This window comes from Enterococcus olivae, assembly GCF_053760925.1.
Window position 1 is genome coordinate 24,195 of the sequence record NZ_JBSMVT010000031.1, and the last position, 8,465, is coordinate 32,659.

Here is an 8,465-nt window from a genome sequence, read left to right on the forward strand (position 1 = left end):
GTTTTATTAATGACTTTAGTCCGTTTCACTCGCAAAGCGTGTGAAACAAAAAAACCGCGCGCTTATAGGCGTGGACGAAGTAGCTTTAGCGTTAAAAAACTCCTTTCGATATACTAATAAGTGGCTACCAACCGCTTATCAAATCGAAAGGAGTTTTTTTATGTCTACTGATGATAAAAGTTTATCACATACAAGATGGAATTGTAAGTATCATCTAGTTAAAAATTCGGTTGCTTGTTTTCCAAGTAGTTGATTGTCGTTATCGACATAAACAATATTATTTTCATGTTGATAAGGTTGTCCAATCAAGGTAAACGGAATCTGGTTCTCGTATAAATACTCAATCACTGGATCAGCGCTATCTGAATAAACGAGAATGAAGCCATCAACTTGCTTTTGGAGGTGCATGCGTTTGACGTTCTCGAGCAAAAGCTCAAAACTTTTAGCTGCTGCAATCGCTGTTGTCATGTCATAAAGCCGAGCTTCGTCATTAATTGCTTCCATAATTTCAAGATAGAACGGATTGCCAAGTCTTTCTTTAGAATCCAGTGGGGGCAAAATAACACTAACGGCATTGGATGTCCGCTTTCCGAGATTTCTGGCAGTCATGTTTGGAACATAGCCAAGGTCATCCATCACTTTACGGACTTTTTTCTTGGTTGTTTCCGAGATGCTTGGGTGATCGTTGATTACACGCGAAACGGTTGAAGTAGCAACGCCTGCTTTTTTTGCGACATCTTTTACAGTGATAGCAATTATTTTGCCACGCCTTTCTTGTAACTATGAGGTAGTCATAAATTGATAAATTGTTTGGGTAACGCGTTCTTGACCAGGATGTAGTGTAATAGATCCCCATTCTGGAAAGTGAACGATGTCGGGTACTTCCTGTGGTTCAATAGCTAATCCGTAGTTTGAATGCATTTTCTGACCATTCAATTTAAAATCAGCATGAAAACCAGTCGTAGAAAATAATACCACACTTTTGTTAGAAGTTGCTACAGCCATCTGTCTACCTGATTGCTTTTCTTCTAGAAGAAGTGAAGGTTTAGTTACTTTAGGATAACGTAATAAAAAAACATCATCCAAACCAACTGGGTAAGCATCGAGAATTTGTTTTAGCGAATTTTTTTTCTTGAAGTTTATACATAAGTCGCTTTCTTCGAGTAAATTTCCTGTGGGTAATTTGTCAGAATCTAACTCCAACATTCCTAAGGTGTTTAGCGTCAAAGAATGCGTTAAAATATCTCTTTGTCCATTACCTGAAAGATTGAAATAAGCATGGTTGGTTGGATTAGTAATGGTGGTCACGTTACTGGTTGTTTTCGTGGTCATTTCAAGCTGATTATTCTGTAAACGATACGTTACGGTAGCTTTTATTGGGCCTGGGTAACCAGAAAAAGTATCTTTTAAATAAAAGACCACGCCGATTGCATCAGGTTCTTCAAAAATTTCGATGTCCCAATATTGAAAAGACCAGCCATTTGTTCCGCCGTGAATGTGATGTGTGCCATTGTTTTTTTCAAGTTGGTGATTTTTCCATTTGCCGTCGCGGATTCTCCCCGCGACAGGACCGACAGTTGCACCAAAAAAACTTTTATCAGCTAAAACATCTTCGTAGTTATCATAACTTAACAAGATGTTTTCAACGTTTCCTTCTTTGTCAGGTGCAAATATTTGATGAAGACGAGCGCCATAATTGAGAAGAACGACTGTTAAAAAGTCGTTCTTCAAAGTGATTTTTTTTAAATTGTGAGTAATTGGTGTAACGCGGATGTTCGGTTTATTCATGTTCTCGCCACACTTCTTTAAGGTAAGCTAGTGTTAATTCGGTTGTGTCAGAAACGATTGGAATATTTTCACCCAGGTCTTTCTTTTGACCAACGCCCACGGGTTGAGCGCCACTCGCCACAATTGCTTGGATTCCAGCTCGCGCATCTTCAATACCAAGACATTCTTTTGTTGTTAAGCCTACTTCTTTAGCAGCCAGCAAAAAAATATCTGGTGCTGGCTTACCATGAGCAACTTTCTCAGGATCTGCGATTGCGTCGAAATAAGAAGTTAAGTTCATTTTTTGAAGTAAGAAAGGCCCGTTTTTACTTGCTGAAGCAAGAGCGATTTTAATCTTCGCTGTTTTCAAGTCTGCTAGTAGTTCTAAAATTCCCGGATAAACGTCTTTGGGCGTAATTGCTTGAATCATTTCCAAGTAATAATCGTTTTTTCTTTGAGCCAGCTCAGCAAATTCTTCAGCTGTAAAATCGTTCTCTTTATTTCCATAACGTAGCATTAAAGATAAAGAGTCTTCACGGCTAACACCCTTTAACTGCTCGTTGAATGAGCGATCAATTGAAATACCGATTTCTTCACCAAGTTTTTTCCAAGCGTGATAGTGATACTCGGCTGTATCAGTAATAACGCCGTCTAGGTCAAATAAAACACCCTTAAACATTTTCATCTTCCTTTCTAAGTGATAGAGATAGTGTATTTGCTAATTCATAGGTTTTGTTATAGACAACGAAAGTTAACGGTTCACCTTCTAGTAAAGTGAAAGTGACTTGATTGTTATCAACAACAACAGAGATCAAACGATTCCGATAATTGATATGGAAAGAATAGGCTTCCCAAGTTTTAGGCAAAAATGGTGCAAAACTTAATGTTTCGTGATCTGTTTTCATTTGCGCAAAACCTTGAACGATCGCTAACCAACTGCCGGTCATTGAAGTAATGTGAAGCCCGTCTTCGGTATCATTATTATAATTATCCAGATCTAAACGTGCAGTACGTTGATACATTTCAACTGCTTTATCTTCCATCCCCAATTCTGCAGCCAAAATGGCATGGATGCTTGGAGAAAGAGATGACTCATGAACGGTCATTGGCTCATAAAAATCAAAATTACGACGTTTCTCTTCAGTTGTGAATTGATCATTGAAGAAATAGATTCCTTGTAAAACATCTGCCTGCTTGATGAAGCAAGAACGTAAAATTTTATCCCAAGACCAATTTTGATTCAAAGGTAAGTCATTTGGAGAAAGGGCTGTTACTGGTTGTAGATCCTTGTCTAAGAAAGTATCATGTTGTACAAAAATTCCTAATTCTTGATCTGTCGGGAAGTACATGTTTGTGGCAATTTCTGTCCATTTCGCTAACTCTTCGTCAGAAATCGTTGCAGTCGCTTCTGTTTTGAACTCAGAATACTTTTCAGCTGTGTAACGTAAGACCCAAGCAGCAATCGTGTTCGTGTACCAGTTGTTATTGATATTGTTTTCATATTCGTTTGGTCCAGTAACTCCATGAATCATGTATTTATTTTGTCGTTTTGAGAAGTGAACGCGATCTGCCCAAAAACGTGCGATTTCAGCTAAGACTTCTAAGCCCTCTTTTTTCAAGTATTCTTGATCGCCAGTATAATTTGTATAGTTATAAATAGCATAAGCAATCGCGCCATTTCGATGGATTTCTTCGAAAGTGATTTCCCACTCATTGTGGCATTCGATACCTGTGAAGGTAACCATTGGATAAAGTGCGCCTTTTAATCCTTGCTGTTGCGCGTTGTGAATAGCTTGTGGCAATTGGTTGTGACGATATTTCAAAAGGTTTTTTGTTACTTCTGGTTTAGCTAAAGCTAAATAAAGTGGTACAGCGTAAGCTTCAGTGTCCCAATAAGTTGCACCACCATATTTTTCACCAGTAAATCCTTTTGGTCCGATGTTCAATCGTTGATCTTCTCCATAATAAGTTGAAAATAGTTGGAAAAGATTGAAACGGATTCCTTGCTGTGCTTCATCATCACCTTTGATGACAACGTCAGCCAGTTCCCAACGTTTTGCCCATGCTGCTGTTTGATCTGATTTTTCTTGTGCATAGGTTTGATCAAGCTGAGTAAGCATCTCGATTGCTCGTTGAACTTGTTTTTCTTTTTCGACATCGCGACTGGTTAAAACAATGACTTCTTTATCAATAGTGAACGATTCGCCAGCTTGTAATGTTTTGGTGAATGTTGCTGATAAAGTCAATTCAGTTTCTTCATATGTTGGTAAAGCTAGCTCACCATCAATTAAATGACGCATGGCAGAAGTTACAGTGAAAGTTTCAATTCCAAAGTTATTAGGGATTGTTTCGGTAGTTAAATAGCCAATCGCTTCTTTTGAACCGACTGCTATTGGCAACCAAAAATGTTCTTCATAATTACTGTCTTCATTTTGAACATCTCCGTCTAATTTTGAACGAAGCTTGATTGTACCTGTGCCTTCAAGCATTTCAACAGTCAAGTGAATAAACGCAGCTTCTTTTTTAGATATACTTAGAAAACGTTCGAAAGAAAAGCGTACTTTATTTGTGTCAGTAGTGATCGTAAATTGACGTGATAGTAGCCCGTTCTTCATATCTAATTCTAGATAAAAATCTTCTGGCTGGTGTGTCGCTAAGTCGATTGGTTGGTCATCAATCAGTAGTTCCATTGCGATAAAATTCACGGCGTTGATTACTTTACCGAAATATTCTGGGTAGCCGTTTTTCCACCAACCAACTCGCGTTTTGTCCGGATACCAAACCCCTGCAAGATATGTTCCTTGGTGATGGTCGCCAGAATAGCTTTCTTCAAAGTTGCCACGCATACCCATGTAACCATTTCCGATACTAGTAAGGGACTCTTGTAGACGTAGTTCATTTTTGTTTAGTTGATTCGTTTTGATTTTCCATGGGTCGATTTGAAAAAGACGTTTGATTTGTTTCATGATTTGCCTCCTAGATAATTCATATTGATACGTCCATAATAAACGCAACCGATTGCTTTAGTCAATAAAAATAATTCAAGAAATCTTTTTATTTTAAACGGAGTAAGAGAAAAGCACGGAATACTGAGCGTTTACGGTTATTTTGAAAAAATAATGTGATTAGCAGGGAAAGAGGCTAATAGAAGTAGGAAAAATTTTTTTGGCACTAATTAAAAATAAAGTATTTACAAAAAATAAACCCCAAGCTATAATGGCAATGTAGCGAAACCGATTGCGTAAAGGAGAGAGAACATGAAGAAATTATTTAGTTTTGAGTTTTGGCAAAAATTCGGAAAAGCATTGATGGTTGTTGTTGCAGTGATGCCAGCTGCAGGGTTAATGATTAGTATTGGGAAGTCACTACCACTAATCAATCCAGATTTTTCACCACTAGTTACAACTGGTGGTGTAGTTGAGAGTATTGGTTGGGCAATTATTGGAAATCTACATCTTTTATTTGCATTAGCTATTGGAGGTAGTTGGGCAAAAGATCGTGCAGGCGGTGCATTTGCTGCAGGGATTTCATTTGTATTAATCAATCGAATCACTGGAGCAATTTTTGGTGTTACTACTGATATGTTGGCGAATGAAGAGGCATTTACTCATACCTTATTTGGTACAAAAATCATGGTTAAAGGTTTCTTCACTAGTGTTTTAGAATCGCCTGCTTTAAATATGGGGGTTTTTGTTGGGATTATCGCCGGATTTGTTGGTGCGATGGCTTACAATAAATATTACAATTATCGAAAATTACCTGATGCATTATCATTTTTCAATGGGAAACGTTTTGTCCCATTTGTTGTAATCTTATGGTCTACAATTGTTGCTTTGATTCTTGCTATTGTGTGGCCAAATATCCAAGCAGGGATTAATAACTTTGGTCTATGGATTGCTCAATCAAAAGATAGTGCGCCAATTTTAGCACCATTCTTATACGGAACACTTGAAAGATTACTTTTACCTTTTGGTTTGCATCATATGTTAACGATTCCAATCAATTACACACAATTGGGCGGAACGTATGAAATTTTATCTGGTGCACAAGCTGGAACTCAAGTATTTGGTCAAGATCCATTATGGCTTGCTTGGGCAACAGACTTAGTCAACCTTAAAGGTGCTGGTGACACATCACAATATGCTTTTGTATTAGAAAATTGGACACCTGCACGTTTTAAAGTCGGACAAATGATTGGTTCGTCTGGTATTTTAATGGGCTTGGCTTTGGCAATGTATCGTAATGTGGATGCTGACAAACGCTCAAAATATAAATCAATGTATTTCTCAGCAGCATTGGCAGTTTTCTTGACAGGTGTGACAGAGCCACTTGAGTTCATGTTTATGTTTGCAGCAATGCCTTTATATATTGTGTATTCTTTTATCCAAGGGGCAGCTTTTGCAATGGCAGATATCTTGCCATTACGAGTACATTCTTTTGGGAATATTGAGTTATTGACACGGACACCATTAGCGATCAAGGCAGGATTAGGTGGCGATCTACTTAACTTTGTTCTGTGTGTCGTAGTGTTTGGTGTAGGAACTTATTTCTTAGCAAACTTTTTAATCAAAAAATTCAATTTTGCGACACCTGGACGTAATGGAAATTATGACAATGACGGCGGGGGAGCAACGGAAACGGCAACTACAAGTGAAGGTGTAGCAAGCGAACAAGTTATTCAAATCATTCATTTGTTAGGTGGTAAAGAAAATATTAGTGAAGTAGACGCATGTATGACTCGTTTACGTGTGAGTGTCAATGATCGCGAAAAGGTCGGAGCAGAAGATGCTTGGAAACGTGCTGGAGCAATGGGATTGATTGTAAAAGACAATGGAGTGCAAGCCGTTTATGGACCAAAAGCAGATGTTTTGAAATCTGATATTGAAGATTTGTTACAATCTGGTGCAACTATTCCTTTACCAAAAAATAATCTAGTCAGTTCAACAGAAGAACAAACGACTTTTTTAGGCAAAGAGCAAGCGATTCATGCGGTAGCAACAGGAGAACTGATTGCGCTAGAAGATGTTGATGATCCTGTATTTTCTCAAAAAATGATGGGTGAAGGATTAGCTATTATTCCAGCACAAGAAACTGTTGTAGCACCAGTTGATGCGAAAGTCATTACTATATTCCCAAGCAAACACGCAATGGGCTTGCAGACAACAGACGGCATTGAAATCTTAATTCATATGGGGATTGATACAGTTGAATTAACGGAAACAGCTTTTGAAGTTTTTGTTAAAGAAGGACAAACAGTTACTGCAGGAACAAAACTTGCATCGATGGATCTAGCTGTTGTCGAAAAAGCGGGTAAAGAAAAAACAATTATGGTAGTTTTCACTAACAGTAATAAAATTGAAACGTTAGAAATCCCACGTTTTGGAAATGTTCAAGCGAACGAAGTGGTTGGAACTATCCATATTTAAAGGGAAAATCTGTGGAATAAAAAAGGAGTCAGACAAATGAATTTGCTCACACTAAATACACATAGCTGGCTAGAAAAAGAGGCTGAACAAAAGTTACAACAATTAGTTGAGAAAATTATCGAAGCTGATTATGAGGTGATTGCATTACAAGAAGTGAATCAATTAGTGGATTCAGTTATTGTTTCTCAAAGTGAGCTTATTGGTTTTTGCCCAGTAAGTGGGCAAAAAAGTATTCATGAAGATAACTTTGCTTATTGTTTAGTCAAAAAGTTGGCAATGAAAGGGCGGACCTATTATTGGAGCTGGGACATGAGTCATATTGGCTATGATATTTATGAAGAAGGAAATGCTCTGCTTTCAAAAAATCCTTTGACAAGTGAAGCAATTGTTGTGTCTGAAACAAGTAATTATCAAGATTATCGAACGAGAAAACTACTGATTGGCAATACGTTATTCCAAGGAAAAGAAATTTGTGTCGTAAGTACTCACTTTTCTTGGTGGCAGGATGAAAATTCTGGCTTTGCTTTCGAATGGCATCAGTTAGAAAAACGATTATTAACAGAAACTAACCCTCTTTTCTTACTTGGTGATTTTAATAATCCAGCGCAAGAAGCAGGCTACTCACTCGTTGAAAAAAGTCCACTTGCTCTAAGAGATAGCTATTCTATAGCAAAAGTAAAGAGCGGTGAAGCAACGGTAGAGCAAGCCATTGATGGTTGGAAAGAAAATACTCGGAAACTAAGAATTGATTATATTTTTGTTCCGGCAACTAGTATTGTTGACGCACACCAAGTCGTATTTGATGGTAAAAATGCGCCAGTTGTTAGTGATCATTTTGGTGTTGAAATAGAAATTACTAAATTTTAAGCAGCACACGCGTTGATGAAATGAAACAAGAAACAATAACAAATAAACTACTGACTAGAAACCTTTGGTCGGTAGTTTTTTTTTACCTAACTTTTCTTTTTAATCATTTTAAAGTCCAGAAACTCTTAAGATATCTGAATTTTTCCGTATTTTGAGTAGCAGTGGCATCGTGACTACAAATTTTCAATCGTGTATTTATTTGCAATAGTATAAAATATTCAGAAAAAAAGCTAATCTGAAGTTAAAAGATTAAAATTATTAATTGTCAGTTTTTACACCGAAGTATCGACGGAAAGTGATTTATGGACAATTAAGAAAAGAGATCGGAAGAATTTTACGAAGACTATGTGAAATGAAAGACGTGGAAATTATTGAAGCCCACGCTATGCCGGATCATATCCACAT

Annotated in this window: 6 protein-coding genes and 1 pseudogene; 3 read left to right on the forward strand and 4 right to left on the reverse strand. The window is 37.4% G+C overall.

Going from position 1 to position 8,465, the window contains the following annotated elements; genetic code table 11:
* Positions 1 to 167: 167 nt before the first annotated feature.
* The 4 genes and pseudogenes from ACWODM_RS14555 to ACWODM_RS14570 form a co-directional block, all read right to left on the reverse strand.
* Positions 168 to 756: pseudogene (locus tag ACWODM_RS14555) on the reverse strand (LacI family DNA-binding transcriptional regulator); the annotation flags it as partial.
* A 24-nt stretch (positions 757 to 780) separates the two neighbouring features.
* Positions 781 to 1,788: an aldose epimerase family protein gene (locus ACWODM_RS14560; RefSeq protein WP_455322070.1), complete on the reverse strand. Its 1,008-nt coding sequence runs from the start codon at positions 1,786 to 1,788 to the stop codon at positions 781 to 783.
* Complete coding sequence (gene pgmB, locus ACWODM_RS14565) at positions 1,781 to 2,446, reverse strand: beta-phosphoglucomutase (RefSeq protein WP_455322071.1); 666 nt, start codon at positions 2,444 to 2,446, stop codon at positions 1,781 to 1,783. The genes ACWODM_RS14560 and pgmB overlap by 8 nt, the downstream gene beginning before the upstream one ends.
* Positions 2,439 to 4,733, reverse strand: coding sequence for a glycoside hydrolase family 65 protein (locus ACWODM_RS14570; RefSeq protein WP_455322072.1), 2,295 nt, complete (start codon positions 4,731 to 4,733; stop codon positions 2,439 to 2,441). The genes pgmB and ACWODM_RS14570 overlap by 8 nt, the downstream gene beginning before the upstream one ends.
* Before the next feature lie 291 nt (positions 4,734 to 5,024).
* On the opposite strand from ACWODM_RS14570, the gene ACWODM_RS14575 reads away from it, so the two are divergent.
* The 3 genes from ACWODM_RS14575 to ACWODM_RS14585 all read left to right on the forward strand — a co-directional run.
* Positions 5,025 to 7,193: a PTS transporter subunit IIBC gene (locus ACWODM_RS14575; protein WP_455322073.1), complete on the forward strand. Its 2,169-nt coding sequence runs from the start codon at positions 5,025 to 5,027 to the stop codon at positions 7,191 to 7,193.
* Between the two features lie 36 nt (positions 7,194 to 7,229).
* Positions 7,230 to 8,060 carry an endonuclease/exonuclease/phosphatase family protein gene (locus ACWODM_RS14580; RefSeq protein WP_071868615.1) on the forward strand — a complete coding sequence of 277 codons (831 nt, stop codon included), beginning with the start codon at positions 7,230 to 7,232 and terminating at the stop codon, positions 8,058 to 8,060.
* Positions 8,061 to 8,322: 262 nt separating this feature from the next.
* The coding region (locus tag ACWODM_RS14585) for a transposase (protein WP_455322075.1) at positions 8,323 to 8,465 on the forward strand (143 nt) is incomplete at its 3' end.

Coding starts and splice junctions, on each gene's coding strand:
- ACWODM_RS14560 (WP_455322070.1), bottom strand. CDS start 1,788: ATGAATAAACCGAACATCCGCGTTACACCAATTACTCACAATTTAAAA.
- pgmB (WP_455322071.1), bottom strand. CDS start 2,446: ATGTTTAAGGGTGTTTTATTTGACCTAGACGGCGTTATTACTGATACA.
- ACWODM_RS14570 (WP_455322072.1), bottom strand. CDS start 4,733: ATGAAACAAATCAAACGTCTTTTTCAAATCGACCCATGGAAAATCAAA.
- ACWODM_RS14575 (WP_455322073.1), top strand. CDS start 5,025: ATGAAGAAATTATTTAGTTTTGAGTTTTGGCAAAAATTCGGAAAAGCA.
- ACWODM_RS14580 (WP_071868615.1), top strand. CDS start 7,230: ATGAATTTGCTCACACTAAATACACATAGCTGGCTAGAAAAAGAGGCT.